The 23,908-nt window shown below is 46.0% G+C and carries 19 protein-coding genes; 8 read left to right on the forward strand and 11 right to left on the reverse strand.

Annotation, left to right across the window (positions count from 1 at the left end; translation table 11 throughout):
* Window positions 1-55: 55 nt before the first annotated feature.
* Window positions 56-2,386, reverse strand: coding sequence for a Tex family protein (locus MD535_RS09525; protein ID WP_265674636.1), 2,331 nt, complete (start codon window positions 2,384-2,386; stop codon window positions 56-58).
* Window positions 2,387-2,664: 278 nt separating this feature from the next.
* Between MD535_RS09525 and MD535_RS09530 the strand changes: the two genes are divergently transcribed.
* Window positions 2,665-4,554, forward strand: a complete 1,890-nt coding sequence (locus tag MD535_RS09530) for a putative ATP-dependent zinc protease (RefSeq protein ID WP_265674637.1) — start codon at window positions 2,665-2,667, stop codon at window positions 4,552-4,554.
* A 96-nt stretch (window positions 4,555-4,650) separates the two neighbouring features.
* Here the strand turns inward: MD535_RS09530 and MD535_RS09535 are convergent, their stop codons facing one another.
* Window positions 4,651-5,784, reverse strand: coding sequence for a CNNM domain-containing protein (locus MD535_RS09535; protein WP_265674638.1), 1,134 nt, complete (start codon window positions 5,782-5,784; stop codon window positions 4,651-4,653).
* 320 nt (window positions 5,785-6,104) lie between these two features.
* Between MD535_RS09535 and hupA the strand changes: the two genes are divergently transcribed.
* Both hupA and MD535_RS09545 read left to right on the forward strand, forming a co-directional pair.
* Window positions 6,105-6,377, forward strand: coding sequence for a nucleoid-associated protein HU-alpha (gene hupA, locus MD535_RS09540; RefSeq protein ID WP_250618734.1), 273 nt, complete (start codon window positions 6,105-6,107; stop codon window positions 6,375-6,377).
* Between the two features lie 234 nt (window positions 6,378-6,611).
* Window positions 6,612-7,307 carry a DUF1481 domain-containing protein gene (locus MD535_RS09545; protein WP_265674639.1) on the forward strand — a complete coding sequence of 232 codons (696 nt, stop codon included), beginning with the start codon at window positions 6,612-6,614 and terminating at the stop codon, window positions 7,305-7,307.
* A gap of 84 nt (window positions 7,308-7,391) precedes the next feature.
* Here MD535_RS09545 and purD read toward each other — a convergent pair whose 3' ends face one another.
* Together purD and purH are read right to left on the reverse strand one after the other, a co-directional pair.
* Window positions 7,392-8,681: a phosphoribosylamine--glycine ligase gene (purD, locus tag MD535_RS09550; protein WP_265674640.1), complete on the reverse strand. Its 1,290-nt coding sequence runs from the start codon at window positions 8,679-8,681 to the stop codon at window positions 7,392-7,394.
* Window positions 8,682-8,766: 85 nt separating this feature from the next.
* On the reverse strand, window positions 8,767-10,377 hold the full coding sequence (gene purH, locus MD535_RS09555) for a bifunctional phosphoribosylaminoimidazolecarboxamide formyltransferase/IMP cyclohydrolase (protein ID WP_265674641.1): 1,611 nt from the start codon (window positions 10,375-10,377) through the stop codon (window positions 8,767-8,769).
* A gap of 79 nt (window positions 10,378-10,456) precedes the next feature.
* Here purH and MD535_RS09560 point away from each other — a divergent pair, with 79 nt between their 5' ends.
* The 5 genes from MD535_RS09560 to MD535_RS09580 all read left to right on the forward strand — a co-directional run bounded on the left by MD535_RS09560 (window position 10,457) and on the right by MD535_RS09580 (window position 16,851).
* Window positions 10,457-10,630 (forward strand): hypothetical protein, encoded by a 174-nt coding sequence (locus MD535_RS09560; RefSeq protein WP_265674642.1) that lies wholly within the window; start codon window positions 10,457-10,459, stop codon window positions 10,628-10,630.
* Window positions 10,631-10,673: 43 nt separating this feature from the next.
* Window positions 10,674-11,069, forward strand: a complete 396-nt coding sequence (gene zntR, locus MD535_RS09565; RefSeq protein WP_265674643.1) for a Zn(2+)-responsive transcriptional regulator — start codon at window positions 10,674-10,676, stop codon at window positions 11,067-11,069.
* 172 nt (window positions 11,070-11,241) lie between these two features.
* On the forward strand, window positions 11,242-12,840 hold the full coding sequence (cadC, locus tag MD535_RS09570) for a lysine decarboxylation/transport transcriptional activator CadC (RefSeq protein WP_265674644.1): 1,599 nt from the start codon (window positions 11,242-11,244) through the stop codon (window positions 12,838-12,840).
* A gap of 421 nt (window positions 12,841-13,261) precedes the next feature.
* The gene (cadB, locus tag MD535_RS09575; RefSeq protein WP_265674645.1) at window positions 13,262-14,608 is read left to right on the forward strand and encodes a cadaverine/lysine antiporter; all 1,347 of its coding nucleotides are present in this window, start codon (window positions 13,262-13,264) and stop codon (window positions 14,606-14,608) included.
* A gap of 104 nt (window positions 14,609-14,712) precedes the next feature.
* A complete protein-coding gene (locus MD535_RS09580) occupies window positions 14,713-16,851 on the forward strand; it encodes a lysine decarboxylase CadA (RefSeq protein ID WP_265674646.1) in 2,139 nt (712 codons plus the stop codon).
* A gap of 139 nt (window positions 16,852-16,990) precedes the next feature.
* Here MD535_RS09580 and MD535_RS09585 read toward each other — a convergent pair whose 3' ends face one another.
* From MD535_RS09585 to aroQ, 7 genes are all read right to left on the reverse strand, one after another.
* Window positions 16,991-18,634 carry a methyl-accepting chemotaxis protein gene (locus MD535_RS09585; RefSeq protein ID WP_265674647.1) on the reverse strand — a complete coding sequence of 548 codons (1,644 nt, stop codon included), beginning with the start codon at window positions 18,632-18,634 and terminating at the stop codon, window positions 16,991-16,993.
* A 311-nt stretch (window positions 18,635-18,945) separates the two neighbouring features.
* A complete protein-coding gene (gene fis / locus MD535_RS09590; protein ID WP_006073423.1) occupies window positions 18,946-19,242 on the reverse strand; it encodes a DNA-binding transcriptional regulator Fis in 297 nt (98 codons plus the stop codon).
* A gap of 23 nt (window positions 19,243-19,265) precedes the next feature.
* Entirely contained in the window at window positions 19,266-20,234 is a 969-nt protein-coding gene (gene dusB, locus MD535_RS09595) for a tRNA dihydrouridine synthase DusB (RefSeq protein WP_265674648.1), read from the reverse strand.
* 201 nt (window positions 20,235-20,435) lie between these two features.
* Window positions 20,436-21,317 carry a 50S ribosomal protein L11 methyltransferase gene (gene prmA, locus MD535_RS09600; protein ID WP_265674649.1) on the reverse strand — a complete coding sequence of 294 codons (882 nt, stop codon included), beginning with the start codon at window positions 21,315-21,317 and terminating at the stop codon, window positions 20,436-20,438.
* A gap of 106 nt (window positions 21,318-21,423) precedes the next feature.
* Complete coding sequence (gene accC, locus MD535_RS09605; RefSeq protein ID WP_265674650.1) at window positions 21,424-22,767, reverse strand: acetyl-CoA carboxylase biotin carboxylase subunit; 1,344 nt, start codon at window positions 22,765-22,767, stop codon at window positions 21,424-21,426.
* Window positions 22,768-22,782: 15 nt separating this feature from the next.
* Window positions 22,783-23,238, reverse strand: a complete 456-nt coding sequence (accB, locus tag MD535_RS09610; RefSeq protein ID WP_265674652.1) for an acetyl-CoA carboxylase biotin carboxyl carrier protein — start codon at window positions 23,236-23,238, stop codon at window positions 22,783-22,785.
* Between the two features lie 55 nt (window positions 23,239-23,293).
* On the reverse strand, window positions 23,294-23,743 hold the full coding sequence (aroQ, locus tag MD535_RS09615) for a type II 3-dehydroquinate dehydratase (RefSeq protein ID WP_265674654.1): 450 nt from the start codon (window positions 23,741-23,743) through the stop codon (window positions 23,294-23,296).
* Window positions 23,744-23,908: the final 165 nt, after the last annotated feature.

The following is a 23,908-nucleotide window of genomic DNA, read 5'->3' on the forward strand; positions in this document are numbered from 1 at the left end:
TTTTTATTATCCATGCCCTTTTTATTACGGGCATGAGGATGACGATGGATTGCGGTTATTTTTTTGCTTTAGCAAATGCAGCCGCGAAGGCTCCACCCATCGCATTGCCACCAGTCTCTGCTCGCGGCTGACGCGGCTTAGAAGCGGCTTTTGTCGTAGAAGTCGTCTTGTTATTTTGACCGCCCGAGCGAGAGGTTCGATTATCTTGTCCTGGCTCGTCGTTCAGGCGCATGGAAAGCCCGATACGTTTTCGAGCCGCATCCACTTCCATAACCTTTACTTTGACAATATCGCCCGCTTTCACCACTTCGCGAGGGTCTGAAACATAGCGATCGGTCAATGCTGAAATATGAACTAAGCCATCTTGGTGCACACCAATATCGACGAAGGCACCAAAATTGGCGACATTCGAGACAACACCTTCCAGAATCATTCCTGGCTCTAAATCAGCAACGGTGTTCACCCCTTCTGCAAACGTCGCAGTTTTAAACTCTGGTCTTGGATCTCGGCCAGGTTTGTCGAGTTCTTTGATGATGTCAGTGACGGTGGGTAAACCAAAAACATCATTGGTGTAATCGATGGCACTCAATGACGTTAGAAAAGCACTGTCGCCGAGTAATGAATTCAATGGGCGATGCGTTTTTTCAGCAATCGTTTTGACTACGGGGTAGGCCTCTGGGTGAACAGAAGAGGCATCTAATGGGTTCTTGCCATCCATTATGCGTAAGAAGCCAGCACATTGCTCAAATGCTTTTGGCCCTAAACGAGCGACTTTTTTGAGCGTAGTACGAGCGTCAAAACGGCCGTGCTCATCACGGTAGTCGACAATGTTTTGCGCCAAGGTTGTTGATAAGCCTGCGACTCTGGTGAGTAGGGCGGATGATGCTGTATTAACGTCGACCCCTACCGCATTTACACAGTCCTCAACCACAGCATCAAGGCGCTTTGCGAGCATGGTTTGGCTAACATCGTGCTGGTATTGACCCACACCAATTGACTTAGGGTCAATTTTTACCAACTCTGCGAGTGGGTCTTGCAGTCGGCGAGCAATGGACACTGCGCCACGTAGAGAGACATCCATGTTCGGAAACTCTTTTGCTGCGAGTTCTGAAGCCGAATAGACCGATGCACCCGCTTCACTGACAATGATTTTTTGTACTTTATGGTTGCCACGTTTAATTACGTCAGCGGCAAAGCTATCGGTTTCACGTGATGCCGTGCCGTTACCGATAGCAATGAGGTCAACATTAAATTGTTGGATAAGCTTATCGATGATGTGTGCAGATTTATCGTATTGCTTTTGCGGCACGTGAGGATAAATAACATCGGTGGCCAAAACCTTACCAGTGGCATCTACCACCGCAACTTTACAGCCAGTTCGTAAACCTGGGTCTAAACCAAGAGTGGCGCGAGGACCCGCAGGTGCCGCCATGAGTAAGTCTTTTAGGTTCGTCGCGAAGACCTCAATAGCCTCGACTTCAGAGCGTTCTTTTAGCGCGCCCATTAATTCTGTTTCCATGTGCATCGATACTTTGATACGCCATGACCAGCTGATAACTTGTTTGCGCCAAACGTCGGCAGCCGCGGTACTAAGGTGAATGCCATAGTGCTGGGCAATCAGGGTCTCACAGTATGATTCTCTTACTTTCTCCTCATTTGCTGGATCAGCGTTGAGGGAAAGTTGCAGGTAGCCTTCATTTCGGCCGCGCAGCATAGCGAGCGCTCGATGAGAAGGTACTTTGCTAATCGCTTCATTGTGCTCGAAGTAATCTTTGAATTTTTCACCTTCACTTTCTTTACCCGCGATCACGCGAGAGGTGAGCTCCGCATGGCTGGTTAAATAGCGGCGAACCTTATCGAGTAAGCTCGCGTCTTCAGCGATGCGCTCCATAATAATGGCACGGGCACCATCAAGCGCGGCTTTGCTATCGGCAATGCCTTTTGCAGCGTCAATATAGCGCTGAGCCGAACTTTCAGGCTCATTATCTGGCTGCAACCAAAGGCGATCAGCGAGCGGCTCTAAACCGGCCTCAATAGCAATTTGTCCTTTAGTGCGACGTTTTGGTTTGTAAGGTAAGTAGAGATCTTCAAGACGAGTCTTACTGTCAGCCTCATTAATTTCATTGGCTAATGAGGCGGAGAGTTTGCCTTGTTCATCAATGGATTTAAGGATGGTTTGACGTCGGTCGTCGAGCTCTCGTAAGTAGCTCAGGCGCGAATCCAGTGAGCGAAGCTGAGTATCATCAAGCCCCCCCGTGACTTCTTTCCGATAGCGAGCGATAAAAGGAACAGTATTACCGTCATCAATCAGTGTGACAGCAGCTTCTACTTGCTTTGGGCTGACGCTCAGCTCTTTAGCAATCAGTTGACAGATAGCGTGGCTCATCCGTGTATTCTCTTTTTGTTATGTGAGAGAAAGGAATGCTCCCTTCCTTGATATCTTTAGGATATAAGGGCTCGAAAGCAAGTTTGCAATTGCTCGGTCATTTTTCTCTGCATGACAGAGGTGAAAATAGCTGTAGATTTGCTAATTTATTGATATGCGCGTGGATATTCCGTTAGTTTTCTGTAAAGTTAAAAGAAGGCAGGGAGAAATTAGGATGCTCGTTGTCTTATATGAAGTGGATACCATTAGTCGGTCGGTCAGTGAATGGATGTATTATAATGAAGAAATCAGCAATTAAATTGGCGTTAATTCTTGCCTCTATGACCAGTGGGTGGGCAATGGCTGCACCTGATCTTTCTACGACTCAAGCACCGCTACTCACGATCGAGAATAAGATCGTCTTAGGTCGTGTTGAAAGTGTTTATTATCAAAGTATTGAAGCATTAGAAGGCGTACCATTTGTCGGAAAAATTGACACCGGTGCTGACACGACTTCGATGCATGCTGAGGATATTGAAGTCATCAGTAACAACCCTAAATATCAAGGGCTCAGTAATGAAAAGCTGCTGCAAACCATTGTCGATGAATATGGTGGCTCAGCGAGCGACTGGTGGCTAGAAGAGTTTGACAATGAACAGCGTAACTTCCAAGGCATTGTACGCTTTTCAGTACGCCACCCTTACACCGGTGAAAAAATCACATTGGAACGTCCGTTGACGAGAACGAGTGTGATTCGAAGCCGCACCAGCAGCACCCCAATCTATCGTCCGGTAGTGACCCTTCCAATGACCATTGCGGGAAAAACCGTTGAAACAGAAGTAAACCTGACCGATCGCAGTGGATTTAGTGCGCCTATTTTAATTGGCAAAACTTTCTTAGCCAATAACGCTTGGGTGATGGCTGGGTATGATTATTTGCAAGCGCAGAAAGACGCGCAGGTGATTGGTCGTCGCGAAGTGGGTTCTGTAGACGGCGTGAATGTCGATGTAAGCCTTTCACTCAAGAATAATTACAGCATCTTGAACGCACAGAATATTCAAGTGAACCAAAAAGACGGCAGTGTTACTTTTGATTTAGTGGGTAAGGATAAGGAATCAAAATCGGTGACGTATCCTTTGGTGAAGATGTTGTCGATGGGCGATAATGAGTACCCAATGGTTTACGTGACCTTTAAAGGGGAAAAAGAATTTGAGCAGCCAATTTTGGTCTATCTAAAAGACCGTTCGAAAAATAGCACTCAATTGCGTCTAGGTTTGAATACGATAAATCAGCATTTCATTATCGACACTCAAGCTAAGAATAAACTGACAAAGAAAAAGCAAAGCTTTAAAGCGCGAATGAGTGACAGCCCACTTGTTGTTTCTCCGGTTGAAACATTGATTTTAGATGGGCACAAATTGGATGCTGAGCCTTCTTTTACAGTTAGCACCCCTTTGCTTAAGGTCGCCAGCTTTGAAATGATTGAGGCGAAAGGGCGAGATAAAGTTGAGTACTACCTCTCTAATGATCTTGGAAATGATGAGATTATTCGTAAAACCATTTTGCGAAAAATTAAAGTGGGTGACACGGTGAGACCCGTTGTAGATGGTGAGTTCATTGTGGGAGGCAAAGACGTTAATGTTGAATTTGCTTTAGAGGCGCTGGATAGTGACGAAGGCGACCAGCCGTATTTTGTCATTGGCAAGAAAGCCAAGAAGTCCGGCGTATTAGTGAATACACGTAGTGAAAATTTGCTTGATGCGTACCCTGTATTCACGGCGGGACATATTGAGAATGCAACCGTCGAAGGGCTACAATTTCCAGTTAAATTAGACACTGGTGCTGATGTGAGTTCGATGAATGCACTGGATATCAAACAGTTTGAGAAAGATGGTAAAAACATGGTGACATTTACCTATGCCAATGACATGGGGATGAAGCAGACGTTTACTCGTGAAGTGGTCGACGTTATGCGTATCAAGGCCAAGCAAGGTGAAAAAGCCAATGTCCGCCCTGTTGTTGACATGAGAGTGAAGTTAGGGGATGTGGAGAAAACCATAAGAGTGAATCTACAAGACCGTTCTCGCTTTCATTACAGCATGATTTTGGGTAAAAACTTCCTCAAGTATGGGGTAGTGGTGAGTAGTGATGAAAACTTTTTACTTGGTAACGAGATTGGTAGTCACTAAAACTACGTTATCGATAGAATAAGAAATCGCCGTAAAATAAAAAGCGCCAGTGAGGCTTCTCACTGGCGCTTTTTGGTATCGTTATGAAGCTAGAAGCTATGACGGAGATTGGTCAGAGTCTTTCTTTTCAGCGGTCTCTGCAGGCTTATCCGAAGGTTTGTCCTTAAGCTCTTCATCGTCCTCATCAGAACCATCAATCATGCTATGCTTCTCTTTCCAATGCTCCCAGCGTTGTGAGGCAAGTTCTTGCATGTCTGTGGTCTTGTCTGCTTCATCGACAATCTCCTGACCGAGTAAGTGCTCGAAGATATCTTCTAGGGTAATAATGCCTTGAATCGTGCCGTACTCATCAACAATGATAGCGATGTGTAATCGTTCAGCCATCATCTTTTCAAAGGCTTTAGGCAGCATTATTGTGTTAAATAGCACATGAATAGGGCGCATGACGGCACCTAACTGCTGCTCTCCAGCACCTTGCTGCTGGAGCTTAAATAGCTCAAGACGGTGTACAAAGCCTAAGATATTGTCTTTTTGCTCACGATAAATCAGTGGGCGAGAAAACGGTGTATCTTTGTGTTGGTCGAGAAATTCATTGATCGTCATTTCCGCGGGTACACGAAATACAACCGGTCTTGGCGTCATCACGTGAGTGACGGGGATATCTTGTATATTAAGGATGTTCGTCAATATATTCGATTCGCCTTCAGCAAACTCTCCGCTTTCTTTTGCGAGCAATGCCATCGCAGAAAGCTCATCACGCATTTTAGGTGCTTCATGGCCACGAGCGAGACGCTTAGTGATTTGTTCAGAGAACCAAACAAATGGCGTTAATGCCCATACCATCCAGCGCAGGGTGCTAGCCGCTGATGGCGCGAGTTGGCGCCAGTAGGTTGCCCCGATAGTTTTCGGAACAATCTCCGATAGTACCAAGATGCCAAGTGTGAGTACTGCTGAAAATACACCTAACCACTCGCTGCCAAATACCACAGCCGCTTGCGCGCCTGCCGTTGCCGCACCAATGGTGTGAGCGATGGTATTGAGCGTTAGGATAGAGGCCAGTGGGCGATCGATATCGGCTTTTAGTTTCGCCAGTCTTCCCGCTGCGGGGTGTTCATTTTGTCGCAGCTGAGCAAGGTAGCTTGGTGTAATACTAAGTAGCACCGCTTCCAATACCGAACAGATAAAAGAAACACCGATCGCAACCGAAATATATACCGTTAAGAGAAACATTTATGTCCTAGTGTGTACACACATCAACCTAACTTTGCTGAAACTTCAGCCTGTGCATTGTTGGTGAGTGTTAATAAAATAGGGCTGCTCCAATGGATTCATCAGGCTTATCACTTGTGCAGCAGTGCCTTTATGGGACTTTATGACACAAATTACAAGGTTTCAAATTCAATCTAAGAGTAATAAATTGTGAGTTAATGCTCATAAAATGGCGAAATCTCAATCATTAGTGATAAAGATGCTCTACAAACCTTTGCCAGATGGGGGCTTTATGATTTAGAGTGGGCTTTAATTCGATAACATGAAAGAAGGGAAACCTAATGAATAAGACCCAATTAATCGACTTTATCGCTGAAAAAGCTGATCTATCTAAAGCACAAGCAAAAGCAGCTCTTGAAGCAACGCTTTCAGGTGTTTCTGAAGCACTAAGTGAAGGTGACCAAGTTCAACTAATTGGTTTCGGTACGTTTAAAGTTAATCACCGTGCTGCACGTACAGGTCGTAACCCTAAAACGGGTGACGAGATCCAAATCGCTGCTGCTAACGTACCTGCATTCGTTTCAGGCAAAGCGCTTAAAGACGCAGTTAAATAATTAAAGCAGCACCGATGATATTGTTATCATCGGTGCTGTTATTACTGCCCAAAAGGATTATTGGTAAACCTGCTCTAGCCTTATCTCTCGTTGTTTTACCCATGCTTCCTTTTCTCAGATACTAAATTTATATGAACGTCCTGCCATTTTTATGGTCTTATCCTAGAGCACACTTGCCGATAAACGCTGCTTATTCTCTCGATAGTATCGATCATTTGAGGTCATAGAACGTAAATGAAAAAGACGCTACTGCTATCAATACTCACGGTTGCCTTAATTGGGTGCTCTTCAACACCGACCCCTAGTATTAATCAGTACTCGCAGTTTACCGGAGGGCAAACGCTCGGTGATGCCACTAGTCTTTACTGGTACACGGAACGTTTGACTCAGCCGTACAGTGCGGCGGAATACGTCAACATGAATGACTACGGTTGGTATAAGTCGAATTATCGATGGAGTGGCGGTGAGTTACGTGAGTTTGTCCGTGAAGGGTTGCAAAATGATCCACCAAATCAACCCGTAGAATACCGAATCCACGTGCGTTTTAATAAAGGTGGTGAGGCGATTTACCAGCAGTATCGTCGCAATGGCAAAGTGCTGCCAATCAAACGGGCTCAACTTGAGAACTATCAGCGAGAAGCAACATTACTCACCGAGCGAGTTAAAGAGCAAGATAGCGATGGCTTGGAGCTCATTCAAGGGCATTGGGATGGTAAAACATTAGAAACCTGCAATGGTATTGCTTTGCAAAACATTAAGTTTGAGCAAACACTGCCAGACTTCGTTGTGCAAAGATTAGCGGCGGTAGAGAGCTACGTGGCCTTCTTGGGGAGTACGCGTTTAACTGGAGCTCGCGTAGAACAGTTACTGATGTTATCTGAAGGTGATGCCGATTGTATTGAAAGACCGAATCTAATTGCCAATGAGTAGCAAGCAGCCTACTTTGGTTCGATAAAAGAAGGGCGCCGTTATGGCGCCTTTCTTGGTATAGCGTTAAGTAAATTTAGATAAAGACTACTTTTTTAGCTCACGAGCAATAGCGCGATAGCCAATGTCGTTGCGGTGGAACATGCCATTCCAACTCACTTGCTTAGTCAACGCGTAAGCGCGCTCTTGAGCCTCAGAAACGGTGTTACCTAGTGCTGTAGCACAAAGTACACGACCACCGTTTGTCACAACATCGCCCGCTTCGTTATTTGTCGTACCCGCGTGGAAAACCTTTTGGCCTTCAACTTCATTTGTTGGTAGTGAAATAACGTCACCTTTTGCGTAGTCAGCAGGGTAACCGCCAGCCGCAAGAACAACACCGATAGAAGCGCGTGGATCCCACTTCGATTCTGCTTGGTCTAGTTTCTCGTCGATAGCCATTAGGCAAAGATCAACAAGGTCAGACTCCATACGCATCATGATTGGTTGCGTTTCTGGATCGCCGAAACGGCAGTTGTATTCGATAACCTTAGGTGTGCCGTCAGCATCGATCATTAGGCCTGCGTAAAGGAAACCAGTGTAAGGTGCGCCTTCAGCGTCCATACCACGTACCGTTGGGTAGATAACTTCCTCAAGGATACGATTATGGATTTCAGGAGTCACAACTGGCGCAGGAGAGTAAGCGCCCATGCCGCCCGTATTAGGACCCGTATCTTTGTCGCCAACACGTTTGTGATCTTGGCTCGTTGCCATAGGAAGAACGCTAGAACCGTCAACCATAACGATGAAGCTTGCTTCTTCGCCTTCAAGGAATTCTTCGATAACCACTCGGCTGCCAGCTTCGCCAAATGCGTTGCCCGCGAGCATGTCTTTGATTGCGTCTTCTGCTTCGGTAAGCGTCATCGCAACGATAACGCCTTTACCAGCCGCAAGACCATCAGCTTTGACTACGATTGGAGCGCCTTGCTCGCGAACGTAAGCAATAGCTGGCTCAATCTCAGTGAAGTTAGCGTAGTAACCCGTTGGGATATCATGACGAGCGAGGAAGTCTTTGGTGAATGCTTTGGAACCTTCAAGCTGAGCTGCTGCTTGAGTTGGACCAAATATTGGTAGGCCCACCTCGCGGAAGGCGTCAACCACACCAATAACTAATGGTGCTTCAGGGCCGACGATAGTCAGTTCGATTTTTTTCTCTTGAGCAAACGCGACTAAACCTGCGATGTCTTCAACACCGATGTTTACGTTCTCAAGTTTAGGCTCAAGTGCAGTACCTGCGTTACCTGGAGCAATGAATACGGTTTCAACGTTTGGGTTTTGTGCCGCTTTCCAACCCAAGGCGTGTTCTCTACCGCCAGCACCGATGATCAATACGTTCATGTTTTAATCCTTAAGTCTTTAATTCTTAAAAGCCCCTCAAATTTGAGAGGCTCGATAGCTACTAATCGTTTAGATAAACTAAATATTAGTGGCGGAAGTGACGCATGCCCGTAAAGATCATCGCCATGCCGTGTTCGTCTGCCGCGGCGATAACTTCGTCATCACGCATAGAGCCGCCCGGTTGGATAACACACTTGATGCCCGCTTCTGCTGCCGCATCGATACCGTCACGGAATGGGAAGAATGCATCCGATGCCATTACACAACCTTCAACCTGTAGACCTTCGTCTGCCGCTTTGATGCCTGCAATCTTCGCAGAGTAAACGCGGCTCATTTGGCCTGCGCCTACACCAATAGTCATGTCGCCTTTCGAGTAAACGATAGCGTTAGATTTCACGTACTTCGCTACTTTCCAGCAGAACAGTGCGTCTTTTAGCTCTTCTGCTGTAGGTTGACGCTTAGAAACCACTTTAAGGTCATCTTCAGACACCATGCCTTGGTCGCGGTCTTGAACGAGCAGGCCGCCGTTAACGCGTTTCACGTCAAAGCCAGTGGTCTTAGTTGTCCACTCGCCACACTCAAGTAGGCGAAGGTTTTTCTTAGCCGCTACGATTTCTACTGCCTCAGCAGAAACAGAAGGTGCAATGATAACTTCAACGAATTGACGCTCTGTGATAGCCGTTGCTGTTGCAGCGTCTAGTTCACGGTTGAATGCGATGATGCCGCCAAATGCAGACGTTGGGTCTGTTTTGAATGCACGGTCGTAAGCTTCTAGGATGTCTTCACCTAGTGCTACACCACATGGGTTAGCGTGCTTAACGATCACACATGCTGGCTGGTCGAATTCTTTCACACACTCAAGTGCTGCGTCAGTGTCAGCGATGTTGTTGTAAGAAAGTGCTTTACCTTGAATCTGGCGAGCAGTAGACACTGACGCTTCTTCAGGGTTTGCTTCAACGTAGAATGCCGCTGCTTGGTGGCTGTTCTCACCGTAGCGCATGTCTTGTTTTTTCTCGAACTGTTGGTTGAATGTACGAGGGAATTTAGACGCTTCGTCAGCCTTCTTACCTTCTTCATCAAGTAAAGAGGCACCGTAAGATGGAACCATAGTGCCGAAGTAGTTTGCGATCATGCCGTCGTAAGACGCGGTGTGTTCGAATGCTGCGATAGCGAGGTCGAAGCGAGTCTCTAGCGTTAGAGATTTCTCGTTCGCGTCCATTTCAGCCACAACGCGCTCGTAGTCGTGTGCGTTAACCACGATCGTTACGTCTTTGTGGTTTTTAGCTGCAGAGCGAACCATGGTTGGTCCACCGATGTCGATGTTCTCAACAGCGTCAGCAAGAGTACAACCTTCTTTAGCAACGGTTTCTGCGAATGGGTATAGGTTTACAACAACCATATCGATAGGGTTAATACCGTGAGTTTCCATCACGTCATCATCTTGGCCGCGACGGCCTAAAACGCCACCGTGAACTTTTGGATGCAGTGTTTTTACACGGCCATCCATCATTTCAGGAAATCCTGTGTAATCGGATACTTCTGTCACCGCAATGCCTTGCTCAGCAAGTAGGCGAGCAGTGCCACCAGTAGAAAGAATATCAACACCACGTTGCGAGAGTGCTTGAGCAAACTCAACAATACCAGTTTTGTCAGATACGCTGATAAGAGCGCGGCGAATTGGACGAGCGTTATTCATGCTTCTGTCTTCCTCAAAGTCACAGAGTTAACGTTGCTGTGGGTAGGCGTTGTGATTATGCTTACTCACGGCTAAAAGATTGTTGCCAAAACAGATTGCTTTGCAGCGCCGTTTAGAGCGCTTATTATCCATTTGGGCAATGACCCTTGCACAAAAAAGCATCGTTGATGCTGTTGGCGCGTATTCTAACCAATCTATTACAAAAAAGCTCGCGCAATCGTTTGGCATCGCAAAAAAAAGTGTAGAAAAATAGATTTTAGGTCGACATTGTAACGAAGAGGTTAAATTAAAAGGTTATGTTTCAGATAGGTGAGTTAGCAAAACGCTGCAAGGTGACGGCGGATACGTTGCGGTTTTATGAGAAAAACCAACTAATTATTCCTGCGGGGCGCAGTGAGTCGGGCTATCGGCTTTACAATGAAGAAAGCCAAAGACAGGTCAACTTTATACTGAAAGCCAAAGAGTTGGGGCTCAGTCTGGATGAAATTAAAGAGTTGCTGGGCATAAAGCTGGAAGCGACAGAACATAGTTGTGCAGAAGTGAAAGCCATTACGTCTGCTAAATTAGCGGTGATCGACCAGAAAATTGCCGAACTCACGCGTATCCGTTCAGCGTTAAAGAAAATCAATGATGCTTGTTGTGGGCATCAGCATGATGCCAGTCACTGCTCTATCTTGGCGGCTTTGGAATAACGGTGGTAAAACGGGTTAGGAGGTAAATAACCTAAGTTTGCATGTTTGATCATTCGCATTTGGTAGGTGAATGCCTATAGGGCTACTATAATCCCGCCTTTCTTCGTGTTCCTACTGGTAGCGTGGTGCTATTTGGCGGGTGCGATGCGGTATGTGAGAGACGACAATTTATATGGTAGAGGTCTATTTTCAAATCAATGACTGGGTACTCAGCGTTGATGAAAATAAGCTGTATCGACAAGATAGGGAAGTCTCCGTTGAACCACGCTTAGTCAATTTATTACTTTTTTTAGCTGAACATTCGGGGCAAGTTTACTGTCGCGATGAGCTGATTCGCTATGTTTGGGATGGCGCCATTGTCACAGACCAAGTGGTGACTCAATCAGTGTTTGAGTTGCGTAAAATTCTGCGCGATGGACGCGAAGAAAATTTACACTATGTCGGCACGGTGCCTAAACGCGGTTATAAACTGGTCGCGGCCGTCACCCCTATGACCCCTGAACAGTTTCATCAATATCGGACGTTATCTGCCGCTAATGTAACGGATGTGGCTCACGTCACCTCTGTGACTACACCAACTTCTCCGCCAGTTGAGACTCAATCAAAAGCACTACAAGAGCCGATGGCTTTTCCGGCCGCTCCGCTCACCCGCGCGTTATATCAAAAGAAAAAAAAACCTAAACAACCTAAAGTAAAATCGCTTTTTAGCCCTTGGCGCTTAGGCATTATTAATGCAATTTGGATTGGTATATTAGTGGCGGCGGTAGGGGTGTTTACCTATAAGCAGTCGGAAGTGAGTATTACCCAGGTAATTGATACGCATTTGATCGCGTTTGAATACCAAGATGGGATTCGTAGCTTTGGACGTAGTTACGAATTGGCGGATGGGTTTGCTCAGAAGTTGATGCTAGATATTACCCGAGTCACCGACTATCGAGTGATGCTACATAAGACGGCGTTCAAAACAGGCATTGTTCCAGGGAAAACCGTTTTAGTTAGAGTGGATGAAAACGATGGCGGAGACTTTCTTGAATTGGAATATAGAGATAACTCTTCAGAGAAAGTGTTGTTTAGTCGGCAGTACGCGTTGGCGAATAAGCATCTTAAGTCAGTGCTGAAGCAGAGTTCGTTAGATCTTATGCGAATCTTAAAGATTGAAGATGCAGAGCAGCGAGCGATCAATACTGTGTCGGGGGTGCCTAATGATCCTGAAGCGTTAGCGTTGTTTATTCGCGCCAATCATTACCTCAATGTGTCTGATAACCAGCAATTTCAGTATGCGATTGACTTGTTAGAGCAGATCCTAATCTCGGAGCCTGATAATGCTTATGTTCAGTCTGAGTTATTAGTCGCTTATTACGTCCAGCAAGCTCTTGATGAAAGTAAGGTGTTAAAAGAAGAGAGATTAACGCAACTCAGTGTGGCGCTTAATCATTTTGTCTCTAGTGAAAGTGGTCCGATCCAACCTCGAATTTATGAGGCATTGTCATTACACGAAACCATGTTAGGGGAGCAAGCTAAGGCTCAAGCTCACCTTAAACAAGCGTTAAAGATACGCGACTCAGTGCTGGCTTATGTGATCAAAGGCAAGCATGCCGAGCTTGCGGGTGATCTGGATAATGCCAGTGAAGCGTACAGTGAGGCATTTTATATTGATACCTCAGTAGAAACGTATCTGTTGTGCGAAAACTTAGTATTTTCGAGTAACCTCAAACAGATTGACCACGCGATGTATCGGGCTGTTCACCCTTCTGTGGTTCGTCTCCTGTAATAATGCGGATAAGGTGAAGTATTTACCTTGAAGTGCGGTGCCGTGCTAAGAATGATTCAACGCCCTCCCTATGTGGAGGGCGTTTTTATTGGCGTCACCATAACCTTGATATCAGGACTGTGCTAAGACATAGATAACATTGACGTCTTGATATTTTTATAATGATTTATAGTTAACGTGATTTTGTTGGTAACCCTTTGTTTTTTAGGTTTTTATTTCTTGTGGATGATAAGGTTTATATCAAGATTAACTGTTTGTCGCTAATGTTTTTATTGATAACTTTAGCTTGATTTTTTTAGCGATGATTGGGCGTAACCTGCACTTCGAAATTTAATGAGGTGCAACATCACTTTCTGGTGGCATCTCGAATCGGATTCAGTTTGGGCGCAACGCGCTTAAGTAGAAAACATGTGGAGATGTTATGTCATCGAATACTAAGAAAATCGGTCTTGTTGCCTGTACGGGGGTTGTTGCCGGAAACATGATGGGCAGTGGTATTGCTTTGTTGCCATCAAGTTTAGCGGCGGTCGGCTCTATTTCACTATATAGCTGGATAATATGTATCGTCGGGGCGTTGAGTCTTGCCTTTGTTTTTGCACGCTTAGCAACGAAAAACCCACAAGAGGGTGGGCCTATTGCTTACGCGGGTGAAATCTCTCCTGTTTTCGGCTTCCAAACGGGTGTGCTTTATTACCATGCTAACTGGATTGGTAATTTGGCGATCGCAATTACCGGCGTGTCTTACCTCTCGGTCTTTTTTCCAGTGCTGAATAACCCTGTGCCAGCAGGCCTTGCGACTATCGCGTCTGTTTGGGTTTTTACCATGGTCAACTTGTTAGGTGGCAGCTGGGTGAGTCGTCTATGTACATTAGGACTTGTGCTTATTCTTGTTCCCGTCTTAGGTACGGCATTCTTTGGTTGGACGCACTTTGAACCTGCACTCTATAGCCAAAACTGGAATGTCTCTGCAGGCAGCGACAGTCATGCTGTCATCGCCGCTGTGCTGATTTGTCTTTGGTCGTTTGTCGGGGTTGAATCTGCAGCAGTATCGTCAGGTATGGTTGAGAACCCGAAACGCACGGTACCGATGGCAACGATGTTAGGAACTGCGATTGCGGGGGTTATTTATATTGTCTCTACCCAAATGATTAGTGGCATGTTCCCTGCTGCGGAAGTCGCGGCTTCAGGTGCCCCTTTTGCGCTAGCAACGACAGAAATTTTTGGTCACTGGACGGCCCCATTTGTAGCGGCTTTCACTGCATTAGCGTGTTTCACTTCTCTGGGTTCTTGGATGATGCTGGTTGGCGAAGCCGGTAAACGTGCCGCCACTGATGGTAACTTCCCTAAAGTGTATGGTGAAGTAGACAAAAATGGTGTGCCTAAAAAGGGCCTGATTTTGGCGTCGATTAAGATGACGGCATTAATGTGTGTATTGATGGTCTTTAGCTCTAAAACTGCTCACGCTGCCGATCTCTTTAACCAGCTCACCACCGATGCGGTTCTACTCACCATGCTGCCTTATTTCTATTCAAGTATTAATTTGATTCGTTTCGAGGGCATGACCACTCGTAATGGCTTTGTCATGTTCTTCTCTGGTGTTGCTTGCTTATTTTGCATGGTGGCATTGGCTGGGGCGGAAGGGACAACGCTCACCGCGACCTTCATTATGTCGCTGATTATTCTGATGTTCTATAGCAAGAAAGCGGGGCTGGCTCAATATATGGAGCAACACCCGAACGAAAGAACGTCACAGCAAACCAGTCACTAATTCTCTGTTGGTGTGACGACCACACCAACAACTTATTCCTTAGGCGCTCTAGTTACTCACTGTCATTGGCAGGGAGCGCCCTCATTCACCTTGGAGATCTCCAAATGAATATTTTTGCAATCCTTAATCACATGGGTGTGTTCTTTAAAGAAGAGCCTGTTCGTCAGTTGCATGCTGCATTAGAAAAAGCTGGCTATGACGTGGTCTATCCTGTTGACGACAAAGACTTAATGAAACTTATCGAGATGAACCCGCGGGTATGCGGCGTGTTATTTGACTGGGATAAGTACTCACTGAATTTATGTGAACGTATCAGTGCTGTAAACGACAAGCTGCCAGTCCATGCCTTTGCCAATGATCAGTCAACCTTGGATATTTCGCTGACAGATCTGCGTTTGAATGTGAGTTTCTTTGAGTATGCTTTAGGTATGGCAGACGATATTGTCGTGAAAGTGAAGCAAGCGACGGAGGCCTACAAAAGCGCCATCATGCCTCCATTCACTAAAGCATTATTTAAGTATGTAGAAGAGGGAAAATATACCTTCTGTACACCAGGGCACATGGGCGGAACTGCATTCCAGAAAAGCCCGGCGGGCAGTATTTTCTATGATTTCTACGGTCCAAATACTTTTAAGGCAGATGTTTCTATCTCGATGCCTGAGTTAGGCTCTTTACTTGATCACTCAGGACCTCACAAAGAAGCGGAAGAGTATATTGCCCGTACGTTTAATGCCGATAGTTCTTATATTGTGACTAATGGTACATCCACGTCCAACAAAATCGTCGGCATGTATTCAGCGCCAGCAGGCAGTACTGTGCTGGTGGATCGCAATTGCCATAAATCGCTGACACACTTAATGATGATGACGGACGTTACGCCGATTTACTTCCGACCAACACGCAATGCGTATGGGATTCTGGGTGGCATTCCACAGCGAGAATTTAGCCGTGACGTGATAGCAGACAAAGTCGCTATGACAGAAGGTGCGACAGCGCCGAGCTACGCGGTTATTACTAACTCCACTTACGATGGGCTGCTTTACAATACTCAATTCATCAAAGAGTCTTTAGATTGCAAACACATCCACTTCGATAGTGCTTGGGTGCCATACACTAATTTCAACGCTATCTACGATGGTAAATCTGGCATGAGCGGTGAGGCGATGCCAGGTAAAGTGTTCTATGAAACACAATCCACGCATAAATTGCTCGCAGCGTTCTCACAGGCTTCTATGATTCATATAAAAGGTGAGTTTGATCAGGCATCATTTAATGAAGCCTTTATGATGCACACCTCAACGTCTCCTCAATATGGCATTGTCGCTTCTACGGAAACGGCTGCCGCGATGATGCGTGGTAATACGGGACGTAAGTTGATGCAAGATTCCATCGACCGTGCTGTTCGTTTCCGTAAAGAGATTAAGCGACTAAAAGGTGAGAGTGAAGGCTGGTTCTTTGATGTGTGGCAACCAGACAATATTGATACGACAGAGTGCTGGAAACTGGATCCAAAAGAGACATGGCATGGATTCAAAGATCTTGATGATGACCATATGTATTTGGATCCGATTAAGATCACACTGCTGACTCCGGGAATGAATAAATCTGGTGAACTGGAGTCTTCTGGTATTCCTGCATCATTAGTGGCTAAGTACCTTGACGAGCGTGGTATCGTGGTTGAGAAGACGGGTCCTTATAATCTATTGTTCTTGTTCTCTATTGGTATTGATAAGTCCAAAGCGATGCAGCTACTACGTGGCTTAACCGAGTTTAAACGTGGTTACGACCTAAATCTAACGGTACGTAATATGTTGCCATCATTGTATCGAGAAGATCCCAGCTTTTATGAAGGCAAGCGAATTCAAGAAGTCGCGCAGGGCATACATGATTTGACCATGAAGTATCAGCTTCCAGAGCTCATGTATAAAGCCTTTGATGTCTTACCAGAAATGAAAGTGACCCCTCATGCTGCATGGCAACAAGAGTTACGTGGTCAAATTGAAGAGATTAATCTGCAAGAAATGGTAGGACGTGTCAGTGCCAATATGATTTTGCCATACCCTCCTGGTGTTCCATTGGTGTTGCCAGGCGAAATGGTGACAGACCGTTCGCGTCCAGTATTAGATTTCTTAGAAATGCTTTGTGAGATTGGTGCCCATTATCCAGGTTTTGAAACGGATATTCATGGCTTGTATCGCCAGAAGGATGGCAGCTATACCGTTAAGGTACTCAAGGGCGAATAATGATGACATTGTGATGTCGGCAGGCATGCTCCCCCATCACGCTCTCATCAAAATACAGTGGCCGCTACCCCAATTGACGACTGCTTAAATCAAGGCGAACGGTTTACCGTTCGCCTTTTCTTATTGCGACAAACGGAAATCAGGAGACTTTAAATGCCCCAACGCCATTGGCTAGCGTCTGTCCATCCTCTAGCAGGCGCTCGCTTGCATCGGCAAGTGACTTGGCTTCAATCGCAGACTGGCTACCGTGGTCGGCAATTTGTGTTAGGTTCTGACTAATTTCATCGGTTGCCAGTGTTTGCTGTGAGCTGGCTTCGGCAATTTGTTGATTGAGCGAGAGAATGGCATTCACTTGATCATCGATCTCCGTGAGTGCTTGCTTCGCATTCGCTGCTTGTTCGAGCGTCGCCTTTGATTGTTGCTGTGTTTGAGTCATGGATTGGCTGACTTCTGACGCTTGAGATTGCAGTTTTTGAATGATTTGCTCGATCTCATCGGTGCTGGTTTGGGTTCGAGTCGCCAGTGTTCTGACTTCATCGGCCACGACAGCAAATCCTCGTCCTTGCTCTCCTGCTCTTGCCGCCTCAATAGCTGCGTTGAGTGCTAATAAGTTAGTTTGTTCTGCGACGCCCCGAATGACTTCCAGAACAGACCCCACCTCTTGAGTGTCATTGGCTAGCATCTGAATGTTAGCGTCAGTCTCCGTTAGGCGAACCGATAAAGACTGCATGTAGCTTGATGCTAACTCAATAACTTGTGTGCCGTGTTTACCCTGTTCACTGGCTTGCTTAGCGGCGCTTGCAGCATGTTGAGCTGAGTTGGCGACTTCTTGGTTACTGGCGTGAAGCTCATTCATTGCTGACGCAACGGTGTCGACAGCCTGTTGTTGTTGCTGAGATTTGCTTGCGCTGCCTTGCGCGACTTTGTTTAGTGATACAGCGGCTTCAGTGATGTTTTCGGTGACGGGTTTAATATCATTAATAATGACACCAAGCTTGGTGGTAAAACGGTTGAATGCCGCGGCAATCTGGCTAAGTTCATCGGCGCCCTTTTCAGGTAACTGGCGTGATAGGTCGCCATCCCCGCTGGCGATATCATTAAGTGCATCTAGTGTTTCTTTGCACGGCGTGACAATGCTGCGGCTGAGCCAAGTAGCAAGGGCTAACATAAAGACTAGAGCCACTAAGACGGATGTCATTACCTTTTTAATTTCGTTCCAGACCAAGGCTTGAATATCATCGACATAAACGCCAGTACCAATGATCCAGCCCCAAGGGGTAAAGGCTTTAATATAGGATATTTTTTCCACGGGAGCGTCGGCACCCGGCTTTGGCCACATATAATTGACGAATCCAGCTTGTTTGCTTTTAGCAACGTTAACCATATCGACAAACAAGCGTTTGCCATTAGGATCCGATATTTGGCTTAAGTTCTGTCCAACGAGTTTGGGTTTAAGAGGGTGCATGATCATGTTGGGTGTCATGTCATTAATCCAAAAGTAGTCGTTAGTTTCGTAACGAAGAGCCTGAATCGCTTGGCTAGCTGCGGATTGAGCTTCGCTTTGTGTCATGGCGCCTGCTTGCTGTTTTTGGTAGTAATGATTGACGAGCGTATAGGCGCTCTCAACAAGGTGGCGGGTTTTGGTTTGTTTTGCCTCTGTCAGAGATTTGTCGTAGTCGACAAGTGACAGAGCAAGTGGAACAAGCAGGGCAACAGAAACAACTAGGATCAATAGATACAAACGGTTCTGAATAGAAATGCGGCGCAAGAATTGGGTATTCATCTTAAGAACTCCTTTTTCTTAAAGTGAACACATCACCAATGGGTAATATTGGCATGCTGACTTTTAAGTTAATTTTATGAATAATTATGAACTAGGCAGTCTGACTTGAATTTATAATTGTTATGCATTTACCTTACGGCATTCGTAGTGTTGATACTATCCCCCAATAGTCTAAGACTTGAGCTAGCTTCAACTTTCGTTTGGAAAGAGGAAATATAAGGAAGAGTTGGCTGGGGCGTTGCTGTTACAAGCAAAAAAAAGCCACCTTCTGAGCGAAGGTGGCTTGGTATTCTGCTAGTTACGAGAACCTATTAGTTCATGCCGTATTTTTTTAGTTTCTTGCGAAGAGTACCGCGGTTGATACCCATCATGGTTGCTGCGCGAGTTTGGTTACCGCGAGTGTACTGCATGATGGTGTCTAGTAGTGGTTGTTCAACTTCTGCCAACACTAGTTCATACAACTCAGTGACATCTTGACCATTCAATTGAGCAAGGTAGTTCTTTAGAGACGCTTTGACAGAGTCACGTAGTGGCTTCTGAGTGATTTGGTCTTGAGATGTTACTGTAGTAACGGTCAATGGTTCTGAAGTCAAATTCTGTTCGAACATAATCGGTTTAGCTCTTCTCGTAATTATGATGCAACGTTTTTAAAATAGCCTTGTAATGAATCTAGCTGCTCGTGAGCAACTTCGATTGCATTAAAGGCACGACGAAATTCACTGGCTTGTGCATGTTCTTTTAAATACCAGCCAACATGCTTGCGCGCGATACGTGGACCTAAATACTCTCCATAAAACTCATGGAGGGCGTGAACATGGCCAAGCAAGATACCCTCAACATCTCCAACTGGACGTTCAGGCATCAGTGTGCCGTTTTCCAAATAGTGTTGGATTTCCTCGAAAATCCATGGCCGTCCTTGGGCCGGACGTCCAATCATCAAAGCGTCAGCGCCAGTATAGTCCAAAACGAATTTGGCCTTCTCAGGACTATCTATATCTCCGTTAGCGATAACAGGAATAGAGATTGCTTCTTTAACCGCTTTGATGCTGTCGTATTCAGCCTCACCTTTATACATACAAGCTTTAGTTCGACCATGAAGGGCGAGCGCTTGTATGCCACAGTCTTCGGCAAGCCTTGCTATTTGGACACAGTTTTTATTGTCTGTATCCCAGCCAGTACGGGTTTTTAGTGTTACTGGAACATCTACTGCATCCACAACAGCACGCAGAATATCTTCGATAATCTCTGGGTGCTTGAGCAATGCAGAGCCCGCTAGCTTTTTATTTACTTTCTTTGCAGGACACCCCATGTTGATATCGATGATCTGTGCACCGTTCTCAACACTGAATTGTGCCGCGTCAGCCATAAGCTTCGCGTCGGCACCTGCAATTTGCACGGAGCGAATACCCGATTCACCCTCATGCACCATGCGCTGCTGCGACTTAGATGTTTTCCACAGTTTTGGATTAGAGGACATCATTTCACTGACCGCCATTCCAGCACCGTAACGAAGACACAACTCGCGAAATGGTCTATCGGTTACTCCAGCCATAGGAGCGACGATAAGATTGTTCTTAAGTTGGTATTTTCCGATTTTCAAAACATCGCCACAGGTTTACACAAGCAAGGGCGCGCATTTTACGCATTTTTTCGATGCGTGAAAAGACTAATATTTGAGCATTTACAATTTGTTTCTGCAAAATGCCTGATTTTCAGCCTTTTAGTGGTGAAAGTATTCGGTATTCAACATGAGAAGTCGCCGCTGTTAACGGGTTAAACGGCTTCTCATTGCGAAAAAGGGTTATTTAGTGGCGGAGATACGACACCATTCTTTGAGTTCGACGATAGGGTCAACCGTCATTTCATCACGATAGTAGTTGGCGACGTCTTCTGCTTGGGTATCAAGTACGCCTGACATTGCCAGCTTACCTTGGTCTTTGACGAGTGATTTGATCACAGCTGATAAATCACGTAGTGGACCTGCAAGAATGTTCGCTACCACGACATCGGCGAGTAAGTTTTCAGGTTGATCTTGTGGCAGGTAAAGTTCTAGTTGGTCGGCAACACCGTTGCGTTGGGCGTTATCTTTCGAGGCCACTAACGCTTGAGGATCGATATCGATACCAATGACTTTAGCTGCGCCAAGTTTGATCGCCGCAATGGCAAGAATGCCGGAACCACAACCAAAATCGATGACCGTTTTACCAGCCAGGTCTAGCGACTCTAGCCATTCTAAACATAATGCAGTTGTAGGGTGAGTACCGGTACCAAATGCTAGACCAGGATCTAACATCACGTTGATCGCATCTGGTTCTGGAACATCACGCCAGCTTGGGCAGATCCATAGGCGTTGGCCAAATTGCATTGGGTGGAAGTTATCCATCCATTCGCGCTCCCAGTCTTTGTCTTCGAGCTGCTCAACTTTATGTGCGAAGCCTGCGACTAACATGTTGCTGGCTTTGATTTGTTCTAGGACGAGCTTAGTGTCAGTTTCGGCATCATAAAGGGCAACAATGTCGGTATCACCCCAAAGTCGAGTCTCACCCGGTAGGGGCTCAAAGACAGGCGTGTCTTGTGCATCGAGGAAAGTAACAGACAGCGCGCCTGTTTCTTCCATTAACATATCGCCGATAAGTTCAGCGTTGTCATTTGTGGCGTTAAGTTTGATTTGAATCCAAGGCATGAGTCTGGTCCGTGGTGAGTAATTTTGCGCAGAGTGTAGCAGATTCGCGAAAAGAGCGTACAAAAAAAGCCCACATCAGTGGGCTTAGTATCATCGGGCAACAGGCTTACTGTAAACCGAGCTTCTTCTCTAGATAGTGGATGTTCGCGCCACCGTGTTGGAAGTTCTCGTCGTTCATGATAGCCAGTTGTAGCTCGGTATTCACGTTAATACCTTCGACAATCATTTCACCTAACGCATTTTTCATACGAGCGATCGCCACGTCACGGTTTTCACCGTAAGTGATGAGCTTACCGATCATTGAATCATAATGCGGCGGTACAGTATAACCGGTATAGATGTGAGATTCCCAACGTACACCCATGCCACCAGGAGCATGGAAGCGTGTGATCTTACCTGGTGAAGGTAAGAAGCGAACTGGGTCTTCGGCGTTGATTCGGCACTCGATTGAATGACCACGCAGTTTGATTTCATCTTGAGTAAATGAAAGCGGTTGGCCAGCTGCGATACGTAGCTGCTCTTTAACAAGGTCGATACCCGTTACCATCTCAGTAATGGTGTGCTCTACCTGAATACGCGTATTCATTTCGATAAAGTAGAATTCGCCATTCTCATACAAGAATTCAAACGTACCAGCGCCACGGTAGCCGATTTCGATACACGCGCGAGTACAGCGCTCACCGATGTACTTACGCATCTCTTCGGTAATACCTGGTGCTGGTGCTTCTTCCACAACTTTCTGGTGACGACGTTGCATTGAACAATCACGCTCACCAAGGTGAATCGCGTTGCCTTGGCCGTCAGCCAGTACTTGAACTTCAATATGACGAGGGTTTTCTAGGAATTTTTCCATGTAAACCATGTCATTGTTGAAACACGCTTTTGCTTCAGCGCGCGTCATGGCTATCGCTTCAGTCAGTTCTGCTTCAGAGCGAACCACGCGCATACCACGACCACCGCCGCCGCCAGAGGCTTTAATGATAACAGGGAAGCCAATACGTTTTGCGTGTGCTTTGTTCTTCGCGTCATCATCATCAAGAGGGCCATCAGAACCTGGAACACAAGGCACGCCCGCTTTTTTCATTGAAGTGATAGCGGAGACTTTATCACCCATCATGCGGATGGTTTCAGCTTTAGGGCCTACAAAAATGAAGCCACTACGCTCGACTTGTTCAGCAAAGTCAGCGTTTTCTGAAAGGAAGCCATAACCTGGGTGAACGGCAACAGCTCCAGTGACTTCCGCCGCGCTAATAATGCGAGGGATGTTAAGGTAGCTGTCGATGCCACGAGCTGGACCGATACAAATGGTTTCGTCTGCAAGTAGCACGTGCTTAAGATCGCGGTCAGCGGTTGAGTGAACCGCTACGGTCTTAATGCCGAGCTCTTTACAAGCGCGCAGAATACGTAGTGCAATTTCACCACGATTCGCGATTACTAATTTATCTAACATAATGAGCGCTCTCTATTATTCGATAATGACTAGAGCTTGGTCGAACTCAACTGGTTGGCCGTCTTCAACAAGGATAGCGGTAACAACACCAGACTTATCAGATTCAATTTGGTTCATCATTTTCATCGCTTCAACGATACATAGCGTATCGCCAGCATTTACTTGCTGACCCACTTTCACGAACGGTTTTGCATCAGGGCTTGGCGCGCCGTAGAACGTACCTACCATTGGCGAAAGAACTTGATGTCCAGCAGGCGCAGCAGGGGCTTCTTGAGCAGCAGGTGCAGCTGAAGCAACAGCTGGTGCCGGTGCGGCAACTGGAGCTGGCGCTGCGGCGTATTGAATCGGTGCAACGGGTGCTGTGCCATTACGGCTGATTCGTACCGATTCTTCACCTTCAGAGATTTCTAGCTCAGAAATGCCTGATTCTTCTACTAGTTCGATAAGTTTTTTGATTTTACGAATATCCATGTTTCTATCTCTTCTCTAATGTGAGTCAGATGACTGCTGCGCAGCCATAGAGTATCTATTTTACTTTCAGTGCCTTAATGGCAGCGGAAAGGGCAAATTCATAGCCTTGCGATCCTAGTCCGCATATCACGCCTTGTGCCACGTCGGACAAATAAGAATGATGACGAAATGGTTCTCTAGCATGAACGTTTGATAAGTGCACTTCGATAAATGGTATTGAAACGCCAAGCAGCGCATCTCTTAACGCGACGCTGGTGTGGGTAAAGGCTGCTGGGTTGATAATGATAAAATCAATATCACCATGGGCGGCGTGTATCGCTTCAATGAGCTCGTATTCACGATTAGATTGCAGGTGTGTCAGGGTGACGCCCTGTATTTGCGCTAAGTCAGTTAGGTTATCAATAATTTGTGATAGTGTTTCCGAACCATAGTGTCCAGGCTCTCTTAGTCCTAATAGATTAAGGTTTGGGCCATTTAAAACTAGAATTCGTGACTTTGCTGCCATAATGCTGCCATCTTCTGTTAACGTGAAATGAACGTGATTTATCTCAAGTTTATATAAAAATCAGCCTGATTTGACACCAAATTTTGGCTGTTTTTTAAAAGTTGACCAAGATTATAGCTAATTCACAGCATTTAGCAGCAATTTACTGGTCTAATCACCCTATCT

The sequence above is a fragment of the Vibrio qingdaonensis genome (assembly GCF_026191675.1).
Lineage (GTDB): Bacteria > Pseudomonadota > Gammaproteobacteria > Enterobacterales > Vibrionaceae > Vibrio > Vibrio qingdaonensis.